At 70.2% G+C, this 26,466-nt stretch carries 22 protein-coding genes; 12 read left to right on the top strand and 10 right to left on the bottom strand.

The window, feature by feature from the left end:
• Window positions 1-97: 97 nt before the first annotated feature.
• The 4 genes from O7605_RS23010 (at window position 98) to O7605_RS22995 (ending at window position 4,747) form a co-directional block, all read left to right on the top strand.
• Entirely contained in the window at window positions 98-1,360 is a 1,263-nt protein-coding gene (locus O7605_RS23010; RefSeq protein WP_269741078.1) for a nucleotide sugar dehydrogenase, read from the top strand.
• Between the two features lie 178 nt (window positions 1,361-1,538).
• Window positions 1,539-2,996 carry an LVIVD repeat-containing protein gene (locus tag O7605_RS23005; protein WP_269741077.1) on the top strand — a complete coding sequence of 486 codons (1,458 nt, stop codon included), beginning with the start codon at window positions 1,539-1,541 and terminating at the stop codon, window positions 2,994-2,996.
• Between the two features lie 148 nt (window positions 2,997-3,144).
• Window positions 3,145-3,366, top strand: a complete 222-nt coding sequence (locus O7605_RS23000; RefSeq protein WP_164447321.1) for a DUF2188 domain-containing protein — start codon at window positions 3,145-3,147, stop codon at window positions 3,364-3,366.
• Window positions 3,367-3,523: 157 nt separating this feature from the next.
• Window positions 3,524-4,747, top strand: a complete 1,224-nt coding sequence (locus O7605_RS22995; RefSeq protein WP_269741076.1) for an SLC13 family permease — start codon at window positions 3,524-3,526, stop codon at window positions 4,745-4,747.
• 53 nt (window positions 4,748-4,800) lie between these two features.
• On the opposite strand, the gene O7605_RS22990 is transcribed toward O7605_RS22995, so the two are convergent.
• The 3 genes from O7605_RS22990 to O7605_RS22980 form a co-directional block, all read right to left on the bottom strand.
• The gene (locus O7605_RS22990) at window positions 4,801-5,619 is read right to left on the bottom strand and encodes a MerR family transcriptional regulator (protein ID WP_269741075.1); all 819 of its coding nucleotides are present in this window, start codon (window positions 5,617-5,619) and stop codon (window positions 4,801-4,803) included.
• 68 nt (window positions 5,620-5,687) lie between these two features.
• Window positions 5,688-7,298 (bottom strand): asparagine synthetase B family protein, encoded by a 1,611-nt coding sequence (locus tag O7605_RS22985; RefSeq protein ID WP_269741074.1) that lies wholly within the window; start codon window positions 7,296-7,298, stop codon window positions 5,688-5,690.
• Between the two features lie 2 nt (window positions 7,299-7,300).
• Window positions 7,301-8,257, bottom strand: a complete 957-nt coding sequence (locus O7605_RS22980; protein ID WP_269741073.1) for a DUF5715 family protein — start codon at window positions 8,255-8,257, stop codon at window positions 7,301-7,303.
• A 228-nt stretch (window positions 8,258-8,485) separates the two neighbouring features.
• Here O7605_RS22980 and O7605_RS22975 point away from each other — a divergent pair, with 228 nt between their 5' ends.
• The gene (locus tag O7605_RS22975; RefSeq protein WP_269741072.1) at window positions 8,486-9,340 is read left to right on the top strand and encodes an alpha/beta fold hydrolase; all 855 of its coding nucleotides are present in this window, start codon (window positions 8,486-8,488) and stop codon (window positions 9,338-9,340) included.
• A gap of 49 nt (window positions 9,341-9,389) precedes the next feature.
• Here the strand turns inward: O7605_RS22975 and O7605_RS22970 are convergent, their stop codons facing one another.
• The 3 genes from O7605_RS22970 to O7605_RS22960 are packed head-to-tail and all read right to left on the bottom strand — an operon-like array spanning window position 9,390 to window position 11,778.
• On the bottom strand, window positions 9,390-9,965 hold the full coding sequence (locus O7605_RS22970) for a TetR/AcrR family transcriptional regulator (protein ID WP_269741071.1): 576 nt from the start codon (window positions 9,963-9,965) through the stop codon (window positions 9,390-9,392).
• A gap of 53 nt (window positions 9,966-10,018) precedes the next feature.
• Window positions 10,019-10,624 (bottom strand): response regulator transcription factor, encoded by a 606-nt coding sequence (locus tag O7605_RS22965; RefSeq protein WP_269741070.1) that lies wholly within the window; start codon window positions 10,622-10,624, stop codon window positions 10,019-10,021.
• Window positions 10,621-11,778, bottom strand: a complete 1,158-nt coding sequence (locus O7605_RS22960; RefSeq protein WP_269741069.1) for an ATP-binding protein — start codon at window positions 11,776-11,778, stop codon at window positions 10,621-10,623. Before O7605_RS22960 ends, O7605_RS22965 begins: the two co-directional genes overlap by 4 nt.
• 193 nt (window positions 11,779-11,971) lie before the next feature.
• Between O7605_RS22960 and O7605_RS22955 the strand changes: the two genes are divergently transcribed.
• Window positions 11,972-12,811 (top strand): hypothetical protein, encoded by an 840-nt coding sequence (locus O7605_RS22955; RefSeq protein ID WP_269741068.1) that lies wholly within the window; start codon window positions 11,972-11,974, stop codon window positions 12,809-12,811.
• 101 nt (window positions 12,812-12,912) lie between these two features.
• Window positions 12,913-14,613 carry a DEAD/DEAH box helicase gene (locus O7605_RS22950; protein ID WP_269741067.1) on the top strand — a complete coding sequence of 567 codons (1,701 nt, stop codon included), beginning with the start codon at window positions 12,913-12,915 and terminating at the stop codon, window positions 14,611-14,613.
• Between the two features lie 107 nt (window positions 14,614-14,720).
• Here the strand turns inward: O7605_RS22950 and O7605_RS22945 are convergent, their stop codons facing one another.
• From O7605_RS22945 to O7605_RS22935, 3 genes are read right to left on the bottom strand one after another with little or no spacing between them, the layout of a single operon-like run.
• Window positions 14,721-15,818, bottom strand: a complete 1,098-nt coding sequence (locus O7605_RS22945) for an ABC transporter substrate-binding protein (RefSeq protein ID WP_164447329.1) — start codon at window positions 15,816-15,818, stop codon at window positions 14,721-14,723.
• Between the two features lie 27 nt (window positions 15,819-15,845).
• The gene (locus O7605_RS22940) at window positions 15,846-16,730 is read right to left on the bottom strand and encodes an ABC transporter permease (RefSeq protein ID WP_164447330.1); all 885 of its coding nucleotides are present in this window, start codon (window positions 16,728-16,730) and stop codon (window positions 15,846-15,848) included.
• A complete protein-coding gene (locus tag O7605_RS22935; protein ID WP_164447331.1) occupies window positions 16,708-17,559 on the bottom strand; it encodes an ABC transporter ATP-binding protein in 852 nt (283 codons plus the stop codon). The genes O7605_RS22940 and O7605_RS22935 overlap by 23 nt, the downstream gene beginning before the upstream one ends.
• Window positions 17,560-18,255: 696 nt before the next feature.
• Between O7605_RS22935 and O7605_RS22930 the strand changes: the two genes are divergently transcribed.
• From O7605_RS22930 to O7605_RS22915, 4 genes are all read left to right on the top strand, one after another.
• Window positions 18,256-19,161, top strand: a complete 906-nt coding sequence (locus O7605_RS22930; RefSeq protein ID WP_164447332.1) for a LysR family transcriptional regulator — start codon at window positions 18,256-18,258, stop codon at window positions 19,159-19,161.
• Between the two features lie 233 nt (window positions 19,162-19,394).
• The gene (locus tag O7605_RS22925) at window positions 19,395-20,501 is read left to right on the top strand and encodes a glycerate kinase (RefSeq protein ID WP_208020873.1); all 1,107 of its coding nucleotides are present in this window, start codon (window positions 19,395-19,397) and stop codon (window positions 20,499-20,501) included.
• A gap of 210 nt (window positions 20,502-20,711) precedes the next feature.
• The gene (locus O7605_RS22920) at window positions 20,712-22,112 is read left to right on the top strand and encodes an MBL fold metallo-hydrolase (protein ID WP_164447334.1); all 1,401 of its coding nucleotides are present in this window, start codon (window positions 20,712-20,714) and stop codon (window positions 22,110-22,112) included.
• A gap of 117 nt (window positions 22,113-22,229) precedes the next feature.
• Entirely contained in the window at window positions 22,230-23,312 is a 1,083-nt protein-coding gene (locus tag O7605_RS22915) for a tartrate dehydrogenase (RefSeq protein WP_164447335.1), read from the top strand.
• A 69-nt stretch (window positions 23,313-23,381) separates the two neighbouring features.
• Here O7605_RS22915 and lon read toward each other — a convergent pair whose 3' ends face one another.
• Window positions 23,382-25,724, bottom strand: coding sequence for an endopeptidase La (gene lon / locus O7605_RS22910; protein WP_269741066.1), 2,343 nt, complete (start codon window positions 25,722-25,724; stop codon window positions 23,382-23,384).
• A gap of 273 nt (window positions 25,725-25,997) precedes the next feature.
• Here lon and O7605_RS22905 point away from each other — a divergent pair, with 273 nt between their 5' ends.
• Window positions 25,998-26,345: a histone-like nucleoid-structuring protein Lsr2 gene (locus tag O7605_RS22905; protein ID WP_164447337.1), complete on the top strand. Its 348-nt coding sequence runs from the start codon at window positions 25,998-26,000 to the stop codon at window positions 26,343-26,345.
• The last annotated feature ends 121 nt before the right edge of the window (window positions 26,346-26,466 follow it).

Below are 26,466 nucleotides of genomic sequence, written 5' to 3'. Positions count from 1 at the left end.
GCCTCAACCTTCCCGAAATCCCCGAAACGGACGTACGGCACCACACCGCGTTCTAGGCTCCTCACCAGCAGTTATCTCCTAGGGTGCGGGAGTTCGGGTGAGCGTGGAGAAGTTGGTCGTCGTCGGCCAGGGTTACGTCGGTCTGCCACTGGCCATGCAGGCCGTCGAGGCCGGGATGGACGTGGTCGGCCTGGACGTCGACGCCGACCGGATCAAGCGGCTCGCCTCCGGCGAGTCGTTCGTGTCGGACATCCCGGCCGACCGGCTCGGCCGGGCCCTGGCCAGCGGTCGCTACCAGCCGAGCACCGAGTACGCCGATGCGAAGGACTTCGACGTCTGCGTCATCACCGTGCCCACTCCGCTGCGCGACGGCACCCCCGACCTGAGCTTCGTGGAACAGGCCGGTACGAGGATCGGACCGTACCTGCGGCCCGGCTGCACCGTGGTCCTGGAGTCGACCACCTACCCCGGCACCACCGAGGAGCTGCTCCGCCCGCTGCTGGAGGCGGCCAGTGGGCTGCGTAGTCCCGGGGACTACCACCTCGGGTACAGCCCCGAACGCATCGATCCGGGCAACCCGACGTGGCAGCTGGCGAACACGCCGAAGGTGGTTTCCGGGGTGGACGCCGCCGCGCTGGCGCGGGTCGACTCGTTCTACCGGCGGCTGGTCCAGCGGACGGTGCCGGTGGACTCGACCCGGGTCGCCGAGCTGACCAAGCTCATCGAGAACACCTTCCGCCAGGTCAACATAGCGCTGGTCAACGAGCTGACGATGCTCTCGCACCAGTTGGACATCGACGTGTGGCAGGCCATCGAGGCGGCCGAGACGAAGCCGTTCGGATTCATGCCGTTCCGGCCCGGGCCCGGCGTCGGCGGACACTGCCTGCCGATCGACCCCTGCTACCTCTCCTGGCAGGTCAAGCGCCGGCTCGGCCGGCAGTTCCGGTTCATCGAACTGGCCAACGACGTCAACCACGAGATGCCCGAGCACGTGGCCCAGCGGGTGATGGCCGGGTTGAACCGCTCCGGGCGGGCGGTCCGGGGCGCCCGGCTGCTGCTGCTCGGGTTGGCCTACAAGCGCAACACCGGTGACATGCGTGACTCGCCGGCCGTCGAGGTCGCCCGGCGGCTACGGGAACTCGGCGCCGAGGTCCGGGCGGTCGAGCCGTACGCCGAGGCGCACCACCTCCCCGACGGGGTGCTGACGGTGAGCCTGACCGAGCGTGAGCTGCGCGAGGCCGACGGGGTCGTGGTGGTCACCGACCACGACGTGTTCGACTACGACCTCGTGGTCCGCCATGCCCGATACGTCTTCGACACCCGCAACCGCTGCGCCGGCTCCATGGTGGAACGCCTCTGATGTGACGGTGGCGAACGGGCGTCCACGTCGGGCGGTCATGCCTCCCCGTCTCCGAGTCGAGGTCGCCGCGATCGCAACCATTCACATTGGACGCCGAATGTGAGCTGGATCACATCGACGAAACTCATCTACGAGTAGGGTACGGCCAACGTCACTACCCTCTCGAAGGGCGTCGCCGATGGTCGGATCGACCCTGCCACGGGGGCGGCAACTGCGCATCGTCAGTGTGGCCGCCACCGGGCTCCTCCTCGCCAGCGTCGCCGTTGCCTCACCCGGCAACGCGCAGACGGTCTCGTCAGCGGCAACCGAGCCAGCCGCGGCCGTCGAGGCACCGCTCGCTGTCGACGAGATCGCCAGCAGCCCCAACCTCAAACTGATCGCCAACCTGCCGAAGCAGGCGCCGTTCAACACCACCGCGGCGCTCGGCACCGACATCGCCTTCCAGGGCAGGTACGCCTTCGTCGGCAACTACGACGGCTTCGTCATCTACGACGTCGCCAAGCCGAGCAAACCGACGATCGTCTCCCAGGTGCTCTGCCCGGGCGCGCAGAACGACGTCTCCGTCTACGGTGACCTGCTCTTCCTGTCGACGGACGCGTCCCGCAACGACGACTCGTGCGGCAGCACCTCCCAGTCCGCCACGATCAAGGAATCGTGGGAGGGCATCAAGATCTTCGACATCAGCCACAAGGCCAGCCCGCGCTACATCAAGGCGGTCGAGACGGCCTGCGGCTCGCACACCCACACCCTGGTACCGGCGAAGGACAAGAAGTCGGTCTACCTGTACGTCTCCTCGTACAGCCCGAACGCCGCCTTCCCGGACTGCCAGCCGCCGCACGACTCGATCAGCATCGTCAAGGTGCCGCTCAAGAAGCCGACCGACGCGGCCGTGGTCGCCACGCCGAACCTCTTCCCCGACGGCGGCTACGGGGGTCGCACCGGCGGCTCGGCGACCTCCGGTTGCCACGACATCACCGCCTACCCGTCAAAGGACCTCGCCGCCGGCGCCTGCATGGGTGACGGGGTGCTGCTGGACATCAGCAAGCGGGAGGCACCACGGGTGCTGCACACCGTGCGGGACACCACCAACTTCGCGTTCTGGCACTCGGCCACCTTCAACAACCGCGGCACCAAGGTCGTCTTCACCGACGAGCTGGGCGGTGGCGGCGGCGCCACCTGCAACGAGGCCGTGGGCCCGGAGCGCGGTGCCAACGCCATCTACGACATCACCGGCCGGGGTGACGCGCGCGAACTGGAGTTCCGCAGCTACTACAAGATCCCGCGGACCAACGCCGACACCGAGAACTGCGTGGCCCACAACGGTTCGCTCATCCCGGTCCTCGGCAAGGACATCATGGTCCAGGCCTGGTATCAGGGCGGCGTCTCGGTGTGGGACTTCACCAACTCCCGCAAGCCCAAGGAGATTGGCTACTGGGAGCGCGGCCCGCTGTCGGAGGACCAGCTCATCATCGGCGGCTCCTGGTCGGCCTACTACTACAACGGGCACATCTACTCCTCCGACATCCAGAAGGGGCTCGACGTGCTCGAGCTCAACGACTGGCGGACGTGGACGGCCAAGCTCGCCTACTTCCGCGAACTGAACGTGCAGACCCAGCCCAGCTACCTGAGCTGGTAGGACCAGCACACCGACCGGGCCCGGTCGCCCCCGCGGGGGGTGGCCGGGCCCGGTCCGTGCCGGACCACGCCCACCAGCCGCCGCAGTGGCCACGTTTTCCCCCGCCCGTCCCGGGTACCTCGTCCGTCACGCAGGGAAGGGGTGGGAGATGACGCGCAACGAGTACCACGTGGTGCCCGACGGCACCGGCTGGAAGGTCGAGCAGGGCAGCACCGTCGTCGGGACGTACGACACGAAGCAGCGGGCGGTCGAGGTCGGGCGCGAGACGGCGCACGGCAACGAGCCCAGCCAGCTCGTGGTGCACACCGCCGACGGGAAGATCGAGACCGAGTACACCTACCAGGACGACCCGTACCCGCCCGCCGGCTGAGCGGGCCACACCGGCGGCGGCCTGCCGACACCATCCACTCCGGGTGCGGTCGGCAGGCCGCCGTCCCGGTTGCGCTGTCACCGCCGGCCGTGCCCGCCGTCACCGGCACCGGCACCGGAACCGGCAGCGTACGCCGGGCGTGTCAGGATGGCCGACCGTGACCTCCGCCGGGGCTGCCCCGCCCGCCCCGATCCGACCGACCCGACGACGCCCGCACCCGCTCGACGCGATCGCCGTCGCGCTCGCCGTCGTCGGGGCCGGCTGCGTGGCGACCGGGCTGCTGCCCCGTCCCGAGGCCGCCGCCACCCTCGGCCGGATCCTGCCGCTGCTGATCTTCCTCGGCACCGTGGTGATCCTCGCCGAACTGACCGCGGCCGCCGGCGTCTTCGACGTGCTCGCGACCCGGTTGGCCGGCGCCGCCGGAGGTAGCTGGCCGGCGCTGTTCGCGCTCTGTGTCGGCTTCGCCGCGGTGACCACCGTCGTGCTCAACCTGGACACCACCGCCGTGCTGCTCACCCCGGTGCTGCTCACCCTGGCGGTCACGCTGCGCACCGCGGTGGCGCCGCTGGCGGTCACCACCGTCTGGCTGGCGAACACGGCCAGCCTGCTGCTGCCGGTGTCCAACCTGACAAACCTGCTCGCCGCGGACCGGATCGGGCTGGACCCGCTCACGTACGCGAGCCTGATGTGGCTGCCGCAACTGGCCGTGCTCGCGGTCACCACGGTGCTGCTCTGGTACTGCTGGTGGCGGCCGGAGCGACCGCCGGGCAACCGGTTCCCGACACCGGCACCGCACCGTCCGCCCGACCCGGTGCTGTACCGCATCGCGCTCGCGGGCTGCCTGGTGTTCGTCGGCGCGATCCTGACCGGCGTGCCGGTCGGCCTCGGCTCGGCGGTCGCCGCCGGTCTGCTGGTGGTCGCCTTCGCGCTCCGCTCGCCCGCCGCGCTGCGGTACGCGCTGGTCCCCTGGCGGTTGCTGCTCTTCGTCACCGGACTGTTCCTGGTGATCCAGACGGTCGGTCGGCACGGGTTGAACGACCTGGTGGTCGGACTGGTCGGGCGGGACGGTGGGGTCCTGGGCGCGCTACGCGCGGGCGGTACCGGAGCTCTGCTGGCCAACCTGGTGAACAATCTGCCGGCCTATCTGGCCGGTGAGGTGGCGCTGCCCGCCGGGGAACGGCAGCGACTGCTGGCGCTGCTGATCGGCACCAACGTGGGACCGCTGGCGCTGCCCTGGGCGTCGCTGGCGACGCTGCTGTGGCTGGAACGCTGCCGAGCCGCCCGGGTCCGGGTACCGGTGGTTCGGTTCCTGGTGACGAGTGCCGCGGTCGCGGTGCTCGGCACGCTCGTCGCGGTCGGCGCCCTGCTGCTCACGGGCTGACCTGGACCACCGCGCGGCGGGTGGCCGGCCACCAGCCCGGCCACCCGCCCGGTTCAGGCCCGACGCACCGGCAGCTGCAGCTCGGTGACCCCCTTGTCGGCCTCCTCCGGCCAGTACTCGACATAGAACTCGCGAGCGTAGCCGTCCGGCCGCCAGTCGTTCTCCTCGATCCACCGGGCCAGCACCTGCATGCTGCGGTCGGCCGTGTCCATCGGGCCGTGGTGGATCGTCGTCGCCGCCGTGATCTCCGGCAGTTCCACCACGGCGACGTCACCGGCCGCCGTTGCGCCTTCGATCCCCACCCCGGCATGCACGACCACGCCCTCACCGTCGGCGGCCTGGTCGTACCAGGCCACCGCCGGTCCGGCCGGGTGCACCCCGGCCTCCTCCAGCCGGCGGAACAGCTCCGGGTAGAGCGGCGTCAGTACCGGACCGATGTCCGCCGGCTCGTAGCTGCGGGCGACGGCACTCAGCTCCGCGACCCGGATCGGCGGCACCTGCTTGAGCACGACATCCTGGCTGGTCATCTGACCCTCCGTCTCGATCATGTGGAGCCTCGCCTCGACGCTCGACAGCCGCGCCGTGTCCGCCGCCACCTGGGCCGCCAACTGGGCCCGGCGCAGCCGCAGCATGCCCCGCAGCTCACCGAGGTCGACAGTCTCGTCGAGGATCGCCCGCACCTGGGCCAGGGTCAGCCCGAGGTCCTTCAGCGCGATCACCCGGTTGAGCCGACCCAACTGGGCGGCGGTGTAGTAGCGGTAGCCGCTGTGCGGGTCGACGGCGGCCGGCGGTAGCAGCCCGAGGCTGTCGTAGTGCCGCAGCATCCGTACCGACACGCGGCCGAGGCTGGCGAAGTCTCCGATGGTCAACATGGCACCTCCACGGTCGGCGCTGACACCGTGTCAGAGTCAAGCCTGGCCCACCGGACGCCGGCAACGGTTCAGCCGGGCAGCGGGGCCTCGTCGCCACGGTTGCGGCGCGGGGACACCAGCCGGCGCATGATCGGGGTGGCGTTCCACTTCGCCGCGCCGACCAGGTCGCGGGCGTGTTCGAGCACCGTGTAGTCGGGCCTCGCCCGGCCGGCGGCGAGCGCGGCGTCCAGGTCGTTGCCGCAGCGCGTCAGCACGCTGTCGAAGTCGCGGCGGACCGGCTCCAGCAGGTGGTAGCCGAAGGAGCGGTGCAGGCGGGCGAAGAGCGGCTTGTACAGCCGGGTCCGCTCGTGCAGCCCGGAGGAGTACGACATGGGGTTCTTCGGCCGACGTCGGATGTAGTCGGGCAGCAGGTCGGCGAACGCCCGACGGACGATCCACTTCTCCTGGCCGTCCCGCATCTTCAACTCGATCGGCAACCGCATCGCCAACTCGACCAGCGCGAGATCGAGGAAGGGCACCCGGGCCTCGACGCCGAAGGCCATGCTGGTGCGGTCGACCCGCTGCAACTCGGTCCGGCACAGGTTTCGGATCTTGTGCAGGAAGAGTCGCCGGGACGCCTCCGGGCCCACCTCGTGATACATCGGGTAACCGCCGAACAGCTCGTCGGATCCGTCCCCGGTGAGCACGACCTTGACGCCGAGTTCCCGCAGCCTGCGGAAGATCGGTACGGAGACCACCGCGTTGATGATGTCGCCGTACTCGGTCAGCTCCGATATCCGGATCGCCTCCCGCACGTCCGCCAGCCGGATGTCGCGCGGGCGTAACTCCACCACCTCGTGCGCGACGCCGAGGTCCTTCGCCAGCCGCCGCGCGTACGCCAGGTCGGGGCTCTGCGGCACGCCGACGGTGACGGCGACGCAGTCCGGGTGCGACCGCGCCGCGTGCAGCAGCGCCAGGGAGCTGTCCAGGCCACCGGAGAGCACCACGCCGACCGTGAGATCGGTGTCCAACCGCACCCGGAGGCTGTCGGTGAGGGCGGCACGGACGAGCAGGGCGGCCTCGTCCGGGTCCGCCACCACCGGCCGGCCCGCGCCGAGGGCGAGCAGATCCACGTACGGTCGTAGCTGGACCTCACCGTCGGCGTCGGCCCAGCCATGGTGCCCCGGCGGCACCTCGGCCACCGGCGCGCCCAGCCGGACCAGCGCCTTGATCTCACTGGCGAGGTGCAGGCAGCCCGGGGTCCGCGCCCAGTACAGCGGCTTGACCCCGAGCGGATCCCGGACCAGGTACGCGCGCCCGGTGGCCCGTTCCACCACGACGAAGGCGTACTCGCCGCGCAACCGGGTCACCATCCGCTCGCCCCAGTGCTCGAACGCGGCGAGCACCACCTCGGTGTCGCTGGCACTGCGGAACCGGTGGCCGAGAGCGGTCAGCTCGGTCCGCAGCTCGTGGTGGTTGAAGACCTCGCCGTTGTAGCAGAGCAGCCAACGCTCGTCGGCGGAGACCCAGGGCTGCACCGCGCGCTCCCGGTCCACCACCCGCAGCCGCCGGGTTCCGGCGAGCAGTCCGTTCTCGTGCCGGGTCTCGGTCACCTCGCCCCGTGGCGCGAGCGTGCCGAGCATCCGCCGGAAGATGGCGGGATCGGCCTCCGGGCCGATGCTGAGCATGATCCCGCACATCGTCAGATCCCCATCTCGGCCTCGTACGCGCGGCGCAGCCGCAGCGCCGCCGACGGCGCGAGGCAGATGTGCCACGCCTGCCCCTCGTCGACCACGTTGATCTCGCCGGCCCGCTGCCGGTTCAGCAGCAGCCCGGCCAGGGTCTCGCGCACACCGAAGCGGCGGTACCAGTCCATCTCCACGTCCACCGCCCAGCCCAGGCAGTGGCCGCTGGGCACCATCGCGGCGTACCCGAGGCGTCGCAACCGGTACTGGTGTTCGGCGCTGCGGACCAGGCTGGTCACCCACAGCGGCGGGGCGCCGGCCGGGGTGGCGGCGGCGAATTCACGCCCGATGTCGTTGAGCAGCGCGATCACCTCGCGGCGGGCCCGGCGGAACAACAGCCCGGCGGTACGCGGCGTGGCGTCGGGCAGCACCCGACGACGCAGCGCCCGTACGCCCCGGCCGACGATCGTGCGGGGTTGCTCGGTGTACTGGAAGCGCAGCAGGCCCCGGCGCCGCAGCCATTCGAGGTCCACCAGCTCGGTGCTGTGGTTCACCTGCGTGTCGGTGAGGAACGTGGCGGCGTCGCGCCACCACATCACGTCGATCCGCGACAGCAGGTAGATCCGCACGAGGGCGGCCAGGTCGGCGGCGGAGCTGCGCTCGTTCGGCTGGTAGCGGGCCATCTCCAGCAGCAGGGTCTCGCGGGCTCCGATCAGGCCCTGGGAGGTGGCGTCGAGCACCCGCACGATGGCCGGCTCCCGCAGTCGCTGGTCGATCAGCACCTGACGGGCCTTCGCGCTGCCCTCTCCGGCCAGCGCGCTCACCTCGACCAACAGCTCGGCCACGGCGTCGCGGTAGGCCGCCAGGTCGGGCGGGGCCGCGGCGAGCGGGCGCACGACGCCTCGGGGGCGACGGCGAGCCGGAGTGACGGCAGGACCGGATCGGTGTCCCGGGCTTCGGCTGGGCACTCGCATGATCGGTCCTCTCTGCCGCCGCGATGATCGCTCGTAACAGAAAGTAACGTCACCGATCCGGATGAGTACGAGCAATACTCCCGTATCCCCCTAAGGCGTGGCAGAACACGCCGGTGGGCGGGCACCGCCTCGGCGACGGACAGAACGGACCCGACCGAGCACGGCCATGTACCATTCGGTACATGGCCGTGCCGCGGAGGTACGGTCGATCGACAGGAGGCCCGGTCGATGCCGACCATCACCCTGACCGCCGGGACGATCGACTACACCGACACGGGTGGTGACGGACCGGTCCTGGTGCTGCTGCACGGGGTGAACATGGACGCGACACTGTGGCGTCGGGTGGTCACCGAACTCGGGCCCACCGTGCGCTGCGTCTGCCCCACGCTGCCGCTCGGCAGCCACCGGCGACCGATGGCCCGACCGGAGCTGGTCACCCACCGCGGCGTCGCCGCGCTCGTGGGAGAACTGCTCGACGCGCTGGACCTGCGCGAGGTGACCCTGGTCGCAAACGACTGGGGTGGCGTGCAGTTCCTCGTGGCCGACGGTCCGACCGACCGGATCGCCGCTCTGGTGCTGGTCGCCTGCGAGGCGTTCGACAACTTCCCACCGGGCAGACCGGGCAAGGCGGTGGCGAAGAGCGCGCGACTGCCCGGTGCGCTCTGGCTGTCGATGCACCTGCAACGGTTCGGCTGGTTCCGCCGCGCCCCCGGTGCCTGGGGATGGATGAGCAAGTACCCGATTCCCGACGAGGTGATGGACGCCTGGTTCCGGCCCGCGCAGCGGGACCGGGCGATCCGACGGGACCTGCGCACCTTCGCGCTGTCCACCCCGCCGAAGGCGGAACTGCGGGCCCTGCCCGACCGGGTGGCGTCGTTCGACCGACCGGTCCTCGTGGTCTGGGCCCGCGAGGACAAGCTCATGCCCCGCTCGCACGGGCCCCGGCTGGCGGCACTGTTTCGGCGGGGCCGGCTGGTCGAGATCGACGACAGCTACACGCTGATACCCGAGGACCAGCCCCGCCGGCTCGCGGCGGAGCTCGCCCGGTTCGTCTCCACCGAGGTGCACCGCCCGCACCACTGAGCCCACCCACGACCGGACGCGTCACCGGGTCACCGGCCGCGGCGAGAGGTCACCCGGCTCGGCTGGTCGGACGCGTGGACTCCAGGAAGGCCGCCATGGTGGCGTCGGCGGTGGCCCGGTCACCGGTGAGCGCCAACTCGAACAACACGCCCCGGGTCATCGCCATCGCCATCCGCGCCTGCGTCCGGGCCGGCCCGGGCGGGTGGCCCACCTGCTCGAAGAACCGACCGAGCCGGTCGGTCCAGACGGTGATCCAGGTACGCAGCGCACCGGCCCACCCGTGCCCCTGCATCGCCGCCGCCGACATCTCGAAGAACAGCGGCGCGAAGGCCCGGTCGTCGGCGAGCCGGACCCAGAACCGCCAGGCGCCCTCGTACGGGTCGTCCATCGCCTCGCGGAGCAGCGATTCGAGCAGTTCCTGCTGGGTCCGCCAGACGGCCTCGACCATCGCGGTGAGCAACCCCTCACGCGAGCCGAAGTGGTAGATCAACATCCGGTGGCTGGTGCCGATCTCCGCGGCGAGCGTACGCAGACTCGTGTCGCCGACGCCGTTGGCCGCGAAGTACGCGATCACCCGCCGCAGGAGAGCCTGCTGCGGGCCGCCGGCCGACACCGTGACTGTCACGACCCGATGCTAGGTCAGGGCCGGCCAGCCTTCCGGGATCAGCGACGGGCGGATCACAACCAGCCGTTGTCCCGCGCGATCCGAAGCGCCTCCGCCCGGCTTCCCGCGCCGAGCTTCTGCACCGCCAGGGCCAGGTAGTTGCGCACCGTCCCGGGCGACAGGTGTGCCCGTCGGGCGATCGCGGCGACCGGGGCGTCGTCGCCGGAGAGCCGCAGCGTCTCCAGTTCCCGCGGGGTCAGCGGGCAGGGCGGAATGGTGAGCGCGTCGGCGGCGAGGGCCGGGTCCACGTACCGGCCACCCGCGTGCACCCGACGGATCACGTCTGCCAGCGCGCCACCCGGCGCGCCCTTGGGCAGGTAGCCTCGGGCGCCCGCGCCGAGCGCCCGGGTCAGGTGCGCCGGCCGCCCCTGGCCGGTGAGGATGACCACCGCACACGCCGGTAGCGCCCGGGCCAGCTCGGTGGCGACCTGGAACCCGTCCCGCCGGGGCATGGTCAGGTCGATCACCGCCACGTCGGGTCGATGGGCGAGAGCGGCGGTCACCGCCGCCTCTCCGTCGGCCGCCTGGGCGACGACCGACAGATCCTCTTCGAGATCGAGCAGCGCGGCGAGAGCGGTGCGGATCAGCTCCTCGTCGTCGGCCAGCAGGACCCGGATCATGCGACGGTCGGTACGGTCGCCTCGACGGTGAACACACCGTCTGCGCACCGGGTACGCAACTGCCCACCGGTGCCGGTCAGGCGCTCGGCCAGCCCGCGGAGCCCGTGGCTGTGCAAGTCGGGCGTGGCCGTGTCGGGCACCCCGTCGTTGGTCACGATCATCCGCGTCACCTGCTCCTCCTCAGTGAACTCGATCCGGCACCAGCCCGCCCGGCTGTGTCTGAGCACGTTGGTGCCGGCCTCGCGAAGCACCGCCGCGAGCTGGGTCGCCGTCTCCGACGGCAGCTCACCGGCGGGTGGTACGACGGTGCACCGCACCCCGGCCGAGCGCAGCACCTCCGCCACGGCGGTGAGCTGCTCGGTCAGGTCGATCCGACGGTAACCGTGCACTGTACGACGTAGTTCGGTGAGGGCGGTGGCGGCCAACCGCTGCGCCTCGCCCGCCGCCCGGCCGGCGCGCACCGGGTCGTCCGACGCGAGCCGGGCGGCCAGCTCGGACTTGAGGGCGATCACGGTCAGGTGATGTCCGAGCAGGTCGTGCACGTCGGCGGCGAAGCGCAACCGCTCCTGCGCGGCGACCAGCCGGGCCTGCGCCGCCCGCCCCTGTTCGGCCTGCACCAGCAACCGCCAGAACCAGACCTGGAAGCCGTTCACCAGCGCGATGCCGACGCCGACAGAGCCGGTGAGCAGCACCGAGCGCCCGACGGAGGTGCCGGTGAGCACGGCCACCGCCCCGGACATCGCCACGGTGGCCAGCGCCGCCGGCAGCACCGACCGTAGCGGTGCGAGCAACGCGAGCCCGCCGACGACCGCCGCGCCGAGCCACGCCCAGGTGGGCCACGCGGCACCGGCGACCGGCGCGACGAGCGGCACGCTGAGCACCGTCACCGCGGCGTACCCGGCCAGCAACCACCGGCGCAGCCGGACGGGCGGCGCCGGGGTGACCGCCGCGTACAACGCCACCGCCAGCACCAGCGCGAACGCGGACAGCCCGACCGTGCCCGCCGCCGCCCGCCAGGCGTCCGGTTCCCTGGTCAGCCCGACCGCCGGTAGGAGCAGGGTGGCGGCCATTCCCGAGGTGAGTGACACCAGGGTCGCGGCCCGGGCGCGGGACAGCGTCCGCCCGCCGCCCGCAACCAACACCCCGGTCACCACGGTCGCCAGGGTAGAGCGCGCCGCCGCACCGGTGGACCCGCCGGTCCGCCCGGTTGCGCCGGGCGTTCCACCCGGCCGACCGGTGACAACTCGGGGATGGTCGCCCCGCACCGCCGCCACCAGGCTCGGTGACATGGCAGAACTCAGAACCGCAGCGACATCGACCATCCCGGGATCCAGTTCCATCGAGACCATGGCATCCGGGCGACCGACCGGGCCGGGTCGTGCCGCTCGGTTGCGGCCGCTGGCCCGGCACCTGCTGGAGATGGTGCTGGCCATGGTGGCCGGCATGCTGGTGCTCGGTCCGGCGCGAGCCGCCCTCGGCACGGTGCTCGGGCTCGCCCCAGCGTCCCCGGGGGCGGGTGCGCTGCTCATGGCCACCGACATGGGCATCGGCATGGCCGCCTGGATGGTGTACCGGAAGCACTCCCTCACCGCGATCGGCGAGATGGTGCTGGCCATGTACGCGCCGGTGCTGCTCCTGTTGGTCGGTCACCGGGCCGGACTACTCGACGCGGACCTCCTGCTGGTCGGCGCACACCTGTTGATGGTGCCGGCGATGGCGGTGGCGATGCTACGACGACCCACCGAGTACGCACGGCACCCGAACGGCCGGCCTGCCGACGGACGCCCGCTGGCACGGGTGCTGGCGCACCGCTGGCCCGCGGGGTTGGCGGTGTTGCTTACCGCCGACAACTGGGCCTCGCCGACCCTGCTCGGCGCGTACACGCTGCTGGTGCTGCCGGTGGGCTACCTGGTGATCGGGACGATCCGCCGCCAGTGGGAGGTGCCCGGCAACCTCCGGCTCCAACTCGCCGGCCTGGCGGGCTGGTCCGCCCTGGCCCTGGTCGCCGTGCTGGCGGGCGGCACGGTGGGGCACTGGCTCGTGGCGCTCGGTTGGTTGGCCCATGCCGGCTGGGACCTGCTCCACCACCGCCGTCGGCGGGTGGTGCCGCGCGCCTACGCCGAGTGCTGCGCGGTCATCGACGCCGTGTTGGGCATCACCATCATCCTCGCGCTGCTCACCGGATGACCGGGACCGGGCAGGGTGTGCGGGGCCGCCGTCGGCGGCCCCGCACACATCTTCGGGTGGTCGCCGCAGCGGACCGGTGGGCGTGATGAAAGGCTTGACCCATGAGTTCCACGTCCGTACTGCCCGACCCGTCCACCGAGCCGCCCGCCTTCACGGAACTCGGCCTCCGGCCCGAACTGCTCGCCGCGCTCGCCGGGCTCGGGTACGAGGAGCCCACGCCGATCCAACGGGAGGCGATCCCACCGCTGCTGAGCGGCCGGGATCTGCTCGGGCAGGCGGCGACGGGAACGGGCAAGACGGCGGCGTTCGCCCTGCCGCTGTTGCAGCGGATGCCCGACGACCGGGCGGGGGACGACCCGCACGCGCTGGTGCTGGTGCCGACCCGGGAACTCGCGGTGCAGGTCTCCGAGGCGTTCCACCGCTACGGCAAGGACCTCGGTGCGCGGGTGTTACCGATCTACGGTGGGCAGCCGATCGGTCGACAGTTGCGGGCGCTGGACGCCGGCATCGACGTCGTGGTGGCCACTCCCGGTCGCGCTCTGGACCACATCGCCCGGGGCACGCTGCGGCTGGGCAATCTCGCCACGGTCGTGCTGGACGAGGCCGACGAGATGCTCGACATGGGCTTCGCCGAGGACATCGAGGCGATCCTGGAACACACCCCCGAGCAGCGGCAGACGGTGCTGTTCTCGGCCACCATGCCGGCGCGTATCGACGGGATGGCCCGAGCGCACCTGACCGATCCGGTGCGCATCCTGATCGCCCGCGAGCAGCCGGTGGCCGGTGAGGCGCCCCGGGTACGGCAGAGCGCGTACCTGGTGGCGCGGGCGCACAAACCAGCGGCGCTGGGGCGGGTGCTGGACGTCGAGTCGCCCACCGCGGCGATCGTGTTCTGTCGCAGCCGGGAGGAGGTGGACCGGCTCACCGAGACGATGAACGGTCGCGGTTACCGGGCGGAGGCGCTGCACGGCGGCATGAGCCAGGAGCAGCGGGACCGGGTGATGGGGCGGCTGCGCGCCGGCACCGCCGATCTGCTAGTCGCCACCGACGTGGCGGCCCGTGGGCTCGACGTCGAGCAGCTCAGCCACGTGGTCAACTTCGACGTGCCGTCGGCACCTGAGTCGTACGTGCACCGCATCGGTCGGGTGGGCCGAGCCGGCCGGGAGGGGGTGGCGATCACCCTGGCCGAGCCCCGGGAACACCGGATGCTCAAGACCATCGAGCGGGTCACCGGGCAGCGGATCACCATCGACAAGATCCCCACGGTCGCCGATCTTCGGACCCGTCGGCTGGAGCTGACCCAGGCCGCGCTGCGGGAAAGCCTGCTGGAGGACGACCTGGACCCATTCCGGGTGATCGTCGAGACGCTCAGCGACGAGTTCGACCTGATGGAGGTGGCGCTCGCCGCCGTGAAGCTGGCCCACGAGGCGACGCTGCCCGGTTCCGACGAGGCCGAGGAGGAGATCCCGCAGGTCGCGGTCCGCCCGCCTCGGGAGGGCCGGTCGGCGGGGTACGAGGGCCGGGGCGAGCGCCGACCGGCGCGGCCCCGCACCGCCGGCACCACCCAGGTCTTCATCGGGGTGGGCCGGCGGGCCGGGGTGCGCCCGCAGGATCTGGTGGGCGCGATCACCGGGGAGACCGGGGTCCGGGGCCGGGACATCGGCTCGATCGAGATCGCCGATCGATTCTCCCTGGTGGAGGTGCCTGTCACTGTCGCCGACGAGGTCATCGCCGGGCTGCGGGGAAGCACCATCAAGGGTCGCAAGGCCACCGTCCGCCGGGACCGCGACGAGCGCCGCTGACCGCAGCGCCGTCCGTTGCCGGTCACTGGGGCACGACGAGCCGTCGGCGGTCGCCGGAAGCGACCGCCGACGGCGAGGTCACCGCGCGGGATATACGGGTCGTGCTGTCAGCTGCCAGCACTCTCGTGGACGGTGGGGAAGGTGAGGTCCTTCCAGCTGCCCGGGGTCTTCGAGATCATTCCGATCTCCTTCATGAAACCGGCGATGTCCTGGAGACCGTGCGGTTCGGTCGTGTAGGTGATCGCCGGATTGGTGAGGTACTTCTCGAAGCTCTCCGGCGAGGTCTTTCCGCCGGAGTTCGTCGAGAGGTCGTTCGCCGCCGCGGCCGGGTTGTCCGCGAGCGCGCCGATCTGCTTCTCCAGGATCGAATAGAACTTCGTCGAGAACTCGGTGTTCTGCTCGTAGTACTCGTTCATCATGAACACGCCGTTGAACATGATCGGCCCGAAGAGGTCACTGCTCTTCAGGACGACGCGCATGCCCTGATCCTGCTCGTCGAACTGGAACGGCGGTGAGGTCAGGTGCCCGGCGATCTGGCCACTGACCAGATTCTGCAAGCCGTCCGGGTGAGACATCGGCACGATGTTGGTGTCGAGCGCCTTGGCGTCACCGAGCTGCGCCTGGGCTCCCTTGCGGAGGACCAGCGCCTGGATAGACGTCAACGAGGGCATTGCGATCTTGTCGGAGCCGGTGAAGTCACTGAGAGACTTGAGACGCTCGTCCTTGGCCATCAGCCACAGCTCCGCGTCGTTGAGTGAGGCGAGGTACCGCCAGTCGACGCCCTTGTCCCAGGCCAGAATCATCTGCGCCGCGCTACCCGCGCCGACCTGGATGTCGCCGGAGATCATGCCGTCCTGCACTGCGGCGCTGGACGACAACTCCGTCCACTCGAACGTTGTGTTGGGGAATTCCTTCTCCAGGGTGCCGCTCTGCTTGAGCAGGATGAGCGGAGCGTATGACAGGCCCGGCTGGTACGCGATGGTGACCTTGGCCGGCATACCGTCACTGGCCTGCTCGGTGGCTTCGTCCGAACCGCACGCGGTCGAGGTCAGCAGGAGCGCGGCAAGTGCGGCGACGGCGGTGAAACGGGATCGCCGAGCGGTTCGAGGCTTGGTTGAAGTCATGAAGTGAACCCCACCTTGTCTTGCTGGTAGTGGACGGGGGTGTGCGGTGGACAGTTGCGTTCCACCTGCGGTGGTGGTCACCGGAAGGCCGACGGGTCGGCGAGCCGGCTACGTCTTCATGCCCCATCGCACGACGGTACGCCGCTCGATGAGAATGAACACCATGTCAATCAGGAGACCGATGACAGCGATCGTCACCAGGCCGGCGAAAACGTCGGGGATGTCGAGGTAGTAACGGCTGTTGTTGATGAAGTAGCCGAGGCCGCCCCCACCGCCAGCAACGCCGAACACGAGTTCGGAGGCGACGATGGTGCGCCAGCCGAACGCCCAGGCGGTCTTCACCCCCGAGATGGTGTGCGGGAGAGCGGCGGGAAAGAGCACCTCGGAAATCATGCGCCAGCGCTTGAGGCCGATGTTGCGCCCCACCGCCAGAATCGTGCGGTTCGCCGTCCGAAAACCGGTATTGACATTGATGGCAATCGGCCAGATGACCGCGTTGGCGACCACGAAGACCAGCGCCGTTTCACTCAGCCCGAACCACAGGATAGCCAGCGGCAGCACAGCGATCGATGGCAATGGATTCAGCATCGAGGAGAAGACGACGAGGACGTCCTCCCCGAAACGCGTCCACACTGCGAGAGTGGTCAGCACGACCGCGATCAGACTGCCGAAGAGCATGCCGAGCAGCAGGACCCGCATCGTGGTGCCGGTCGATCGGAGCAGCTCGCCGTTCTGGAATCCGGCGACCAGGGCCTTGCCCACGTCCGCGGGCGAGGAGAACAGCAGGGGGTTGACGCCCGACACCGTGACGTAGAGCTGCCAACCGGTCAGCAGCAGGACGACAACGAGCACCCGTCGCAGCCATACCGGCATCGATCCCCACCGCCAGTCCCGCACCCGCCGCGGCGCGGCGTCGGTGGTGGTCGTCGGCGGCGCCGGAGTCCCCCCGGCCGGCGCGATCGTCTGTTGTTCAGTCGGTGAACTCAGCGACATCCTCGTCTGCCTCCTTACCATCCCGGTGCAGCAGGCTGCCCAAGTGTGTCCGCACGCTTCGGTACTGCTCTGAACCGACCACCTTCGCCTCCTCGGTGATCGTCACAACCTCGCGGACGACCGAGGGCGGGTCGGTCAGCACGACCACGCGATCGCCGAGGACGATGGCCTCTTCGATACTGTGGGTGACGAACAGGATGGTCACCCCGGTACGCTTCGCGATGGCGTTGAGTTCGGCCTGGAGGCGGGCGCGGGTGAGGGCGTCCAGGGCGCCGAACGGCTCGTCCATCAGCAGCATGACGGGCTCCAGCGCGAACGCACGCGCGATCGCCACCCGCTGCTTCATGCCACCCGAGAGCTGGTGCGGGTGGCGGTCGAGAGCACGGCTCAGCCCCATCATCTCCAGATAGCGACGAGCCTGTTGCTCCGCTTCGGCCTTTGTGCGGCCGTTGCGGCGCAACGGGTACGCCACGTTGTCCAGTACGTCACGCCAGGGAAACAGCTGGTCGAACTCCTGAAACACGACCGCGCGGTCCGGCCCGGGAGCGAGTGTGCGTCGCCCGGCGACGGTGATCGTGCCGTCGGCGAGGTCCAGGAATCCCGCGATGGTCTTGAGGAGGGTCGACTTTCCGCATCCGGACGGGCCGATCAACATGATCGTTTCGCCGGCGGCGACGTCGAAACTCACGTCTGCCACGGCTCGGGTGAAGGCGCCGTTGACCCGATAGCCGATCGACGCGTGAGACACGCGGAGCAGCGTGTCCGGTCGCTCGCCGGGGTGCGGCACGCTCCGTTCCGGCTCGGTACGCGGCGGGGACGGTTGAACCATGCAGGGACTCCCTTGGACTCGTCGGCTAGGCGACTGGCTCCGGTTGGTGGCCGTGGTGTTGGAACGGTCGGGTCCGTTCGTCGGCGCGCTGACACGCCAGTCGGGGCCGACCTGGACAGGTCTCGCGCCGCTTGCGTCCTAGCCGCAGGTTCCGCGGACGACGCCGTGCTGCGTCGGAGTCACCGACCGGACGGGCACGGGAGCGAGCCGGTCATGGCGATCCAACCTTCAGGGCACCTGACGCTCGCACGTCGCCCTGCATTTCGACAGGTCCAGTGGGGGTGGCGGGGATCGCGGCATCTGCTGTCTCCAAGCTGACTGTGTCCTGCAGCACAACAGTTAACTCGGCGGTCATAGTGACGTCCAAGACGCTGCATCGATCCAACCGATAGGTCGTGCCTATCGTTGCGGGGCTGACGCCCACCCGAGGGCGCTCACTCGTCCGTACGTCGGTGATGCAGAGCCGTCCGGCCGAGGAATCCTCGCCAGTAGGCGTCACCTATGTGATCCCTCGCGAACCGGCACTGGACCTATCGGCGTCAGCCTGGTTGCATGTCGGCAGGTCAGGAAGATCTGATCATGAACTTCGGCGAAAGGTGTGCGCGCATGACACACCGCAGGTTCACCATGGCTGTATCCGACGACGGCCGCCACCGACCACTGCGGCGTCGTAGCGGTGCCCGGCACTGACCGGCGATGGACGCCCGCCAGCTGCGCTACTTTCTCGCCGTCGTCGATGCCGAGGGCTTCGGCAAGGCCGCCGAACGGCTCTACATCGCGCAACCGTCACTGTCGCAGGCCATCGCCGGCCTCGAACGCGAGCTGGGCGTTGCCCTGTTCCACCGGGTCGGCCGCGGCGTGGTACTCAGCGACGCCGGCAAGCAACTGATCGGCCCGGCCCGACAGGTCATCCGGGACCTGGCCACGGCCCAGGCGACCATCGACGCCATCAAGGGAGTCGCCCGAGGCCGGGTCGAGATCACCTCGATGCCCTCCGCAGGCATCCAGCCGCTGGCACCGATCATGCAACGATTCGCCGCCGCCCATCCAGACGTCACCGTCAGTGTCAACGCCGCCTTCGTACCCGACGAGGTCATCGACGCCGTGCGGACCGGGGCCGTCGAGATCGGCCTGCTCGGTGCGCCTGACCTCGTCCGGGTCGCGGAGCTCGACATCGTGGCCCTGGAGGACCAGCCGCTGATGCTCTTCACCGCTCCCGGTGGCCCCTTTCACGGGCGTGACCATGTCACCGCCGACGATCTCGACGGTCACCGGCTCATCGCTTCGCAGCCCGGTTCCCTCATGCGGCAGCTCGTCGATCACATCCTGGCCCAGGGCAGCCAGGCCCGGCTGGTCGCCGAGGTCGCCCACCGTACGTCGATCCTGCCACTCGTCCTTGCCGGGGTGGCCGACGCGATCCTGCCCGCCGCCTGGAAAGATCTGGCCATCAGGGCTGGCGCTGACGTGCTGCCAATTCGCCCCACGGCGCATCTCCGGGTCGTCATGGTCAGTCGCCGCACCCAGCTGACGCCCGCCGCCCGAGCGTTCATCGACGTCGCCCAGGCGTACCGCGCCGAGAGACGTGATCGGCCGGTCGCCTGACAGACCGGATCGGCACCCGGGCCGGGCCTCGTCGGTCGCGTACCAAATCGACCCGACTCCGGTCCATCTCGCCGGAGCCAGTCCGATAGGCCCCACCTATGGGAGTGGTAGACCCAGCGTGTTGGACGCCGTACCGGGGCCAACCCAAGGTTGATGGGGCTACCGATCCGGCAGCCCATCGTGCAGCAGCAACCCCGGGAGGCACCGTGCCCACCAGCAGGACAACATGTCTTGTGGCACCGGACAAGTTCAAGGGCTCCCTGGACGCGACAGGGGTCGCGCAGGCTCTACGAGCCGGGCTGCAGGACGTACGTCCGGAACTCGACGTCGGATGCCGGCCGATGGCCGACGGTGGGGATGGCACACTCGCGGTCCTGACTGCCGCCGGCTTCGAGCGGATCCCGGTCACGGTCGACGGGCCAACCGGCTGCACCGTGCAGACAAGCTACGCGGCCCGTGACACGACCGCGGTGGTCGAACTCGCCAACACATGCGGGCTCAGCCGGCTACCCGACAACGTTCCCGCGCCGTTGGACGCCTCGTCGTACGGGCTCGGGCAGGTCGTCGCCGCAGCGGTGCGCAACGGCTGCCGGGAACTCGTCATCGGTCTGGGGGGCAGCGCCAGCACCGACGGCGGCGCCGGCCTGCTCCAGGCACTGGGCGCCCGGCTGCTCGACGGCGATCAGCGGGAGGTCCGGCGCGGTGGTCGCTGGCTCGCCGACGTCTCCTCCGTCGACCTGGACCCGGCCCGCGAACTGCTCCAGGGCGTCTCCGTGACGGTGGCCGCCGACGTGGACAACCCGTTGCTCGGTGCCCGGGGCGCAGCCGCGACGTACGGTCCGCAGAAGGGTGCCGACCCCGCGCAGGTCCACCACCTCGAACACGCCCTGACCCGGTGGGCGACCGTGGTGGAGCAGAGCACCGGTACGCGACTGGCCTCGTCGCCCTCGGCCGGCGCCGCCGGTGGGGTCGGATTCGCCGCCCTGGCCCTCGGCGCGAGCGTCCGCTCGGGTATCGAGCTTCTCCTGGAGTTGACCGACTTCGCCCCGGCCCTGGCCACCGCACGGCTCGTGATCACCGGCGAGGGTCAGCTCGACCGGCAGAGCCTCGCCGGCAAGGCTCCCGTCGGGGTGGCCGCCGCGGCACGCTCCGCGGGTGTGCCGGTCGTCGCGGTGGCCGGTCAGTCGACGCTCGACGCCGCCGAACTCGCCGCCGCCGGCTTCGCCGGTGTCTACCTGCTCACCAGCGTCGAACCGGACGTCCACCGATGCCAGTCGAACGCCGCCGAGCTGCTCACCGAGATCGGCCGACGGATCGCTCGGGACCATCTCACCGGGTGACGTCGGCGGGCGGTGCTGTAGCTGCGAGCGTCGCGGCTGATCAGGCGCGACGCGACGACTCATAGGAGCGCGCTATCGCGTCCAGAGGACACCGGTCTTGGACGTGGCGGCGATCACATTGGTTGAGTGAGTCGATCTCAGCCCCACCCGCGAGCACCCTCACCTTCCCCGTCCCTACTCCGTGCCTGCACCAGGCAATGAGGAGAAGCAATGAAACGAAGGTTGTTCCTCGCCTCGGCCACCGCGGTGTCCGGCGTCGCCATCGGTTCGACAGTCGCCGCCGCCCCGGGTTTCGCCTCCCACCTCGGTACCAGTTGGGCACCGCTGAAGGGCGGCAGACGCCTCTCGGATGCCGGCATCGCCGCCCGGTTGCGGCTGTTCGGCCCGGAGAACGTCGATCCTCGGACCGGCGCCTTTCCCCAGGAACGCGTCATCACATCCTGGCTGTCCAACTCGTCGTTCGCCGTGGCGGTCGGCGGACGGCTCGTCTACCTCGACACGTTCATCAGCCGGCTGGAGGTGGAACGGGGCCGGACGCCGCTGGTGATCGCCGACCTCATCGATGCCCGCCCGGACGCCATCCTGCTCGGTCATGGGCATGGCGACCACGCCGACAACGCGGCGTACATCGCGGCGATGACCGGGGCGACGATCTACGCCTCGGAGGAGACCTGTGCCGTGCTGGCCGCCGACTTCGCCCGGCTGAAGGCTGACCCGCTGGTCAACGCTGATCAGAAGACCCGGATCCCCGCCGACGCCGTCCTCCGGACCGTGCCGGTCACCAGCGCCGACTCCGTTCCCGGCACCGAGATGATCCGGCTCGACGTGCTCGAACCCTACGCCCAGGTGGTGGCCTTCCGGCACCTGCACTCGGTCGCGGTGCCGCAGGACCCGCAGTACCCGCCACCGCGTACCGAGATCCTCGTCGACCCGCGCGACGCGGCGCTCTTCCCGTCCGGCACATCCCTCACTCCGGGTTCCAGCCCGCAGCCCGGGCAGATGAACCTGCGTACCGGCGGAGGCTCCGGCGGCACCGTGAGCATCTACTTCCACATCACCCTGCGGCACGGCAGCAACTTCAGCTTCGGGTGGCAGAACACCGCGGGTGCCCTGAAGGAGGGCATCGGCAACGGCTGGTCCGGCACTCCCGAGGACGGCGAGCGCATCCGTGGCCGCCTCGCGTCGCTTCCCCAGACCGACCTGCACCTGGCGACCGCGTCGACGGCGAACTACACCAACAACGGCCTGCGCGACCTCATCCACTACCAGTCGGTCCTGCACCCACGCATCTTCGTGCCGAACCATCTGACCTCGGGCACCCGGACGCGGGAAGGCTGCTCCCTGGCCGTGTACGCCGGCTACCTGGAACAGATGGACCTCATGGAGGTGCCGGACGCCGACCGGCCGCACGTGCGGTGGGTCATCGACCCGGTCGACTATCTGCAGCCGCTCGCCTTCGACACCGACGACGACACGTGGCGCGATAAGAGCAAAAAGGACAGGATCAAGGCCCTGGACCGGATCAAGCTGGGCCGGCCCCGCGCGGTCAAGGCGTTCGTGGGTAAGCAGCGCATGACGGCCGGCGAGCACACCCACAGCTGCGAGGTGTAGTGCGGCGGGATTCATAGGCTGCGCCAATGCAACCGATCGGATAGCGGTGTTGGACGCCTATGGAACATCCGGGTTCACTGATTTGTGCCTACCAACTGCCACGAGGCCGGAGTTGCCATGAGCAATCAGCACCGTTTCCGTATCGCCGCCATTCCCGCCGACGGTGTCGGTCGCGAGGTAGTCGCCGCTGGACGGGACGTCCTCGACGCGCTGGAAGCGCGCTCCGGTGGCCGTTTCGGATTCCACTGGGAGGAGTTCCCGTGGGGCTCGGACTACTATGCCGAGCACGGAGTCATGATGCCCGATGACGGTCTGGAAAAGTTGCGCAACTTCGACGCCATCTATTTCGGCGCCGTAGGGTGGCCCACCGTGGCTGACCACATCAGCCTGTGGGGTCTCCGCCTGCGCATCTGCCAAGGCTTCGATCATTGGGCGAATGTGCGGCCGGTGAACTTTCTGCCGGGCATCACCAGCCCGCTGCGCAAGGCCGACACCGTCGAACTCGATTGGGTCGTCGTACGCGAGAACACCGAGGGCGAATACGCCGGCCTTGGCGGACGCAACCTTTCCGCCCGCGGTGCGGGCGGAGAGGTTGCCGTCCAGTCTGCCCTGTTCACCGAGGTCGGGTGCGAACGGATCATGCGGTTCGCGTTCGATCTTGCCCGGACCAGGACCCGCAAGAAAGTGGCCAGCGTCACCAAGAGCAACGCACAGCAGTACGGCATGGTCCTCTGGGACGACACATTCCGGAGGGTTGCCGCCGATTATCCGGACGTCGAGACCGAGAGTGTTCTGGTGGATGCTATGGCGGCAAAGTTCGTCCTGCACCCCGAGGACCTCTCGGTGGTCGTCGCATCCAACCTGAATGCGGATATCCTCTCTGATCTCGGCAGCGCCTTGGCGGGCAGCCTCGGCCTCGCCCCGAGCGCCAACCTCAATCCCGAACGTCGGTATCCGAGCATGTTCGAGCCGGTGCACGGGTCCGCACCCGACATCGCTGGAATGGGAATCTGCAACCCCATCGGCGCCATCGGCAGCGCCGCCATGATGCTGACCCATCTCGGCCTGCCCGACGAGGCAAAGAAGATAAACGCCGCCATCGAGGCAACGACCGCGCAGGGTCTACTGACGCGGGATATTGGCGGCAACGCCAGCACCAAGGCCGTCACCGAGGCCATCATCAAGAATCTGCCGGACTGATCGCCGTACTCCGCCGCACAAACCCCGTGGGGGCCTGGACCGACCTGCCCAGGCCCCCACGGGTGTGTCTCAGGCTGCGGTCAGACGCTGACCATCGCCGCCGAGCGACACCGCGTCGATGTCCACCGGGCGCAGCGCCAGCGCGAGGACGTCGGCGACATCGGCCAGGGTGTGCACGGTCAGCGCCTCGCGAACCTCGGTCGGCAGGTCGTCCAGGTCCGGTTCGTTGCGGGCCGGGATGATCACCTCGGTCAGTCCGGCCCGGTGCGCGGCGAGGAGCTTCTGCTTCACGCCGCCGATGGGCAGCACCCGCCCGGAGAGAGTCACCTCGCCGGTCATCCCGAACTCGGGACGTACCGGTCGGCCGCTGGCCAGCGACGCCAGGGCGGTGACCATCGTGATGCCGGCGCTGGGACCGTCCTTGGGCACCGCGCCCGCCGGGACGTGCAGGTGGATCCGCCGCCCGGCGAGGGCGTTCGGGTCCAGGCCGAGGCGACGGCCGTTGGCGCGCAGGTAGGACAGGGCGATGTGCGCCGACTCCTTCATCACGTCGCCGAGCTGGCCGGTGAGGGTCAGCCCCGGCTCGCCATCCATGCTGGTCGCCTCGATGAACAAGACGTCTCCCCCGGCACCGGTGACCGCCAGGCCGGTGGCCACGCCAGGTGTCGCGGTGCGTTCCGCCGATTCCGGCGTGTGCTTCGGCCGGCCGAGGTAGCGGACCAGGTCGTCGGCGCCGACGCGGGCGGGCGTCGGGTCGTCGGCCAGGGTCACGGCCACCTTCCGCATGATCTTCGCCAGGGCACGCTCCAGCTGCCGTACGCCGGCCTCCCGGGTGTACTCCCCCGCGATACGACCCAGCGCCGAGGGGTCCACGTCGACCTCGTCGGCGGTCAGCCCGGCCCGCTCCCGCTGCCGGGGCAGCAGGTGATCCCGGGCGATGGCCACCTTCTCGTCCTCGGTGTACCCGTCCAGGGTGACCAGTTCCATCCGGTCCAGCAGCGGACCGGGGATGGCCTCCACCACGTTGGCGGTGGCCAGGAACAACACATCGGACAGGTCGAGATCGACCTCCAGGTAGTGGTCCCGGAAGGTGTGGTTCTGCGCCGGGTCGAACACCTCCAGCAGGGCCGCGGCCGGGTCGCCGGCGTACCCCACGGAGACCTTGTCCACCTCGTCGAGCAGCACCACCGGGTTCATCGAGCCCGCCTCGCGAAGCGCCCGCACGATCCGGCCGGGCAGCGCGCCCACGTAGGTGCGGCGGTGTCCCCGGATCTCCGCCTCGTCCCGGATGCCGCCGAGGGAGACCCGGACGAACGTCCGACCGAGTGCCCGGGCGACCGATTCGCCGAGGCTGGTCTTGCCGACGCCGGGCGGGCCGGCGAGGGCCAGCACGGCACCGGAGCCACGACCGCCGACCACCCCGAGGTCACGCTCGGCGCGCCGGTTGCGCACCGCCAGGTACTCCAGGATGCGGTCCTTGACGTCGGCCAGGCCGGCGTGGTCGGCGTCGAGCACGGCCCGCGCCGCGGCCAGGTCCGTGTTGTCCTCGGTACGCGTGCTCCACGGCATCTCCAGCACCGTGTCGAGCCAGGTACGGATCCAACCCGCCTCCGGGGAGGCGTCGCTGGCCCGTTCCAGCTTGCCGACCTCGCGCAGCGCCGCCTCGCGTACCTTCTCGGGCAGGTCGGCGGCCTCGACGCGGGCCCGGTAGTCGGCCGAACCGTCCGGGGCGTCCTCGCCGAGTTCCTTGCGGATCGCGGCGAGCTGCTGCCGCAGCAGGAACTCCCGCTGCGACTTCTCCAGCCCCTCGCGGACGTCGGAGTTGATCTGCTCGGTGACCTCCTGTTCGGCCAGGTGGTCCTTGACCCAGCCGACGAGCAGTTCCAGCCGGGCCGTGACGTCGGGCGCGGCCAGCAGTTCGGTCTTCTGCCCCAGGCTCAGCCAGGAGGCGTAACCGGCCGAGTCGGCCAGTTCGGAGAGGTCGGTCATCCGTTCCATCGCGTCGATGACCTGCCACGCGCCCCGCTGCTGGAGCACGGAGGTCATCAACGCGCGGTACTCGCGGGCCAGCTCGCGGGCCCGACCAGCGGGGGCGGGTTCGTCGATCTCGGTCGCCTCGACCCACAGCGCGGCGCCGGGGCCGGGCACACCCGAGCCGATGCGGGCACGGGACAGGCCACGGATGACCGCGGCGGGTTCGCCGCTGGGCAGCCGCCCCACCTTCTCGATCGTGGCGATCGCGCCGACGGAGCCGTACTCGCCGTCCAGGCGGGGCACGGCGAGCAGCCGGCGGTCGCCGGTGGCCCGGGCCGCGTCGACCGCGGCCTGGGTGGTCGGGTCGAGGGTCACCGGGATGACCATGCCGGGCAGCAGCACGGCGTCGGTCAGTGGAAGTACCGGAAGAGTTGCCATCGAACACCTGCTATCGCGTTGGGTTGAGCGTGTCTGGCTCAAGTCACGGCAGGCCCAGGTTGTTCCTCGGTGTGACCCGGCACACAGCCCACCGGCCGCGGCGGTGCCGACCGGCCGCCGCGGCGAGCCGTGCCCACGCGGAGCAGATCCGAAATCGGGGATTCCGATGCCGCGCAAAACGCGAACCGCCGCCGGAAGCGCTTTTGTTGCGCAATTGGCGGACGATCAGTCAAACTTTGAGCACACCCCGCCAGACACAGGGAGTAATCCACGATGGCCAAACAAGTAATCACGGTGCTGACCGACGACCTCGACGGCGGAAAGGCCGACCGCACGGTCGAGTTCAGCCTGGATGGCGTGGCATACACCATCGACGTTTCCGACGAGAACGCGGGCGTCCTGCGCAAGGCGCTGGATCCGTTTATCAATGCCGGCCGGCGGCTCGGCCGTGGCGCCGCCGACACGGGCCGTAACCCACGTCGTACCATCGGTTCAGGCACCCCCGGAATGAACCGCGAGCAGAACCGCGCCGTCCGCGAATGGGCGATCCAGAACGGCTACAAGATTTCCGAGCGGGGTCGCATCCCGGTCGAGGTGACCGAGGCGTACAAGAACCGCTGAGCAGCGAGAATACCGCTCGGAACGGTTTGCGTCGGGTATGTCGCGGCCCGGGGCCGGTCACCACAGGTTTGCTCGGCTTTCCGGCAGGTGACGGGGCCGCCCGGAATTCCGGGCGGCCCCG

Source organism: Verrucosispora sp. WMMA2121, from assembly GCF_027460185.1.
In the GTDB taxonomy this organism is placed as follows: domain Bacteria; phylum Actinomycetota; class Actinomycetes; order Mycobacteriales; family Micromonosporaceae; genus Micromonospora; species Micromonospora palythoicola.
Note: the sequence above shows the minus strand (reverse complement) of the source record. Positions and strands in the feature narration are given on the sequence as shown.

Coding starts and splice junctions, on each gene's coding strand:
- O7605_RS23005 (WP_269741077.1), top strand. CDS start 1,539: ATGGTCGGATCGACCCTGCCACGGGGGCGGCAACTGCGCATCGTCAGT.
- O7605_RS23000 (WP_164447321.1), top strand. CDS start 3,145: ATGACGCGCAACGAGTACCACGTGGTGCCCGACGGCACCGGCTGGAAG.
- O7605_RS22990 (WP_269741075.1), bottom strand. CDS start 5,619: ATGTTGACCATCGGAGACTTCGCCAGCCTCGGCCGCGTGTCGGTACGG.
- O7605_RS22985 (WP_269741074.1), bottom strand. CDS start 7,298: ATGTGCGGGATCATGCTCAGCATCGGCCCGGAGGCCGATCCCGCCATC.
- O7605_RS22980 (WP_269741073.1), bottom strand. CDS start 8,257: ATGCGAGTGCCCAGCCGAAGCCCGGGACACCGATCCGGTCCTGCCGTC.
- O7605_RS22975 (WP_269741072.1), top strand. CDS start 8,486: ATGCCGACCATCACCCTGACCGCCGGGACGATCGACTACACCGACACG.
- O7605_RS22965 (WP_269741070.1), bottom strand. CDS start 10,624: ATGATCCGGGTCCTGCTGGCCGACGACGAGGAGCTGATCCGCACCGCT.
- O7605_RS22955 (WP_269741068.1), top strand. CDS start 11,972: ATGGCATCCGGGCGACCGACCGGGCCGGGTCGTGCCGCTCGGTTGCGG.
- O7605_RS22950 (WP_269741067.1), top strand. CDS start 12,913: ATGAGTTCCACGTCCGTACTGCCCGACCCGTCCACCGAGCCGCCCGCC.
- O7605_RS22940 (WP_164447330.1), bottom strand. CDS start 16,730: ATGTCGCTGAGTTCACCGACTGAACAACAGACGATCGCGCCGGCCGGG.
- O7605_RS22935 (WP_164447331.1), bottom strand. CDS start 17,559: ATGGTTCAACCGTCCCCGCCGCGTACCGAGCCGGAACGGAGCGTGCCG.
- O7605_RS22930 (WP_164447332.1), top strand. CDS start 18,256: ATGGACGCCCGCCAGCTGCGCTACTTTCTCGCCGTCGTCGATGCCGAG.
- O7605_RS22920 (WP_164447334.1), top strand. CDS start 20,712: ATGAAACGAAGGTTGTTCCTCGCCTCGGCCACCGCGGTGTCCGGCGTC.
- O7605_RS22915 (WP_164447335.1), top strand. CDS start 22,230: ATGAGCAATCAGCACCGTTTCCGTATCGCCGCCATTCCCGCCGACGGT.
- lon (WP_269741066.1), bottom strand. CDS start 25,724: ATGGCAACTCTTCCGGTACTTCCACTGACCGACGCCGTGCTGCTGCCC.
- O7605_RS22905 (WP_164447337.1), top strand. CDS start 25,998: ATGGCCAAACAAGTAATCACGGTGCTGACCGACGACCTCGACGGCGGA.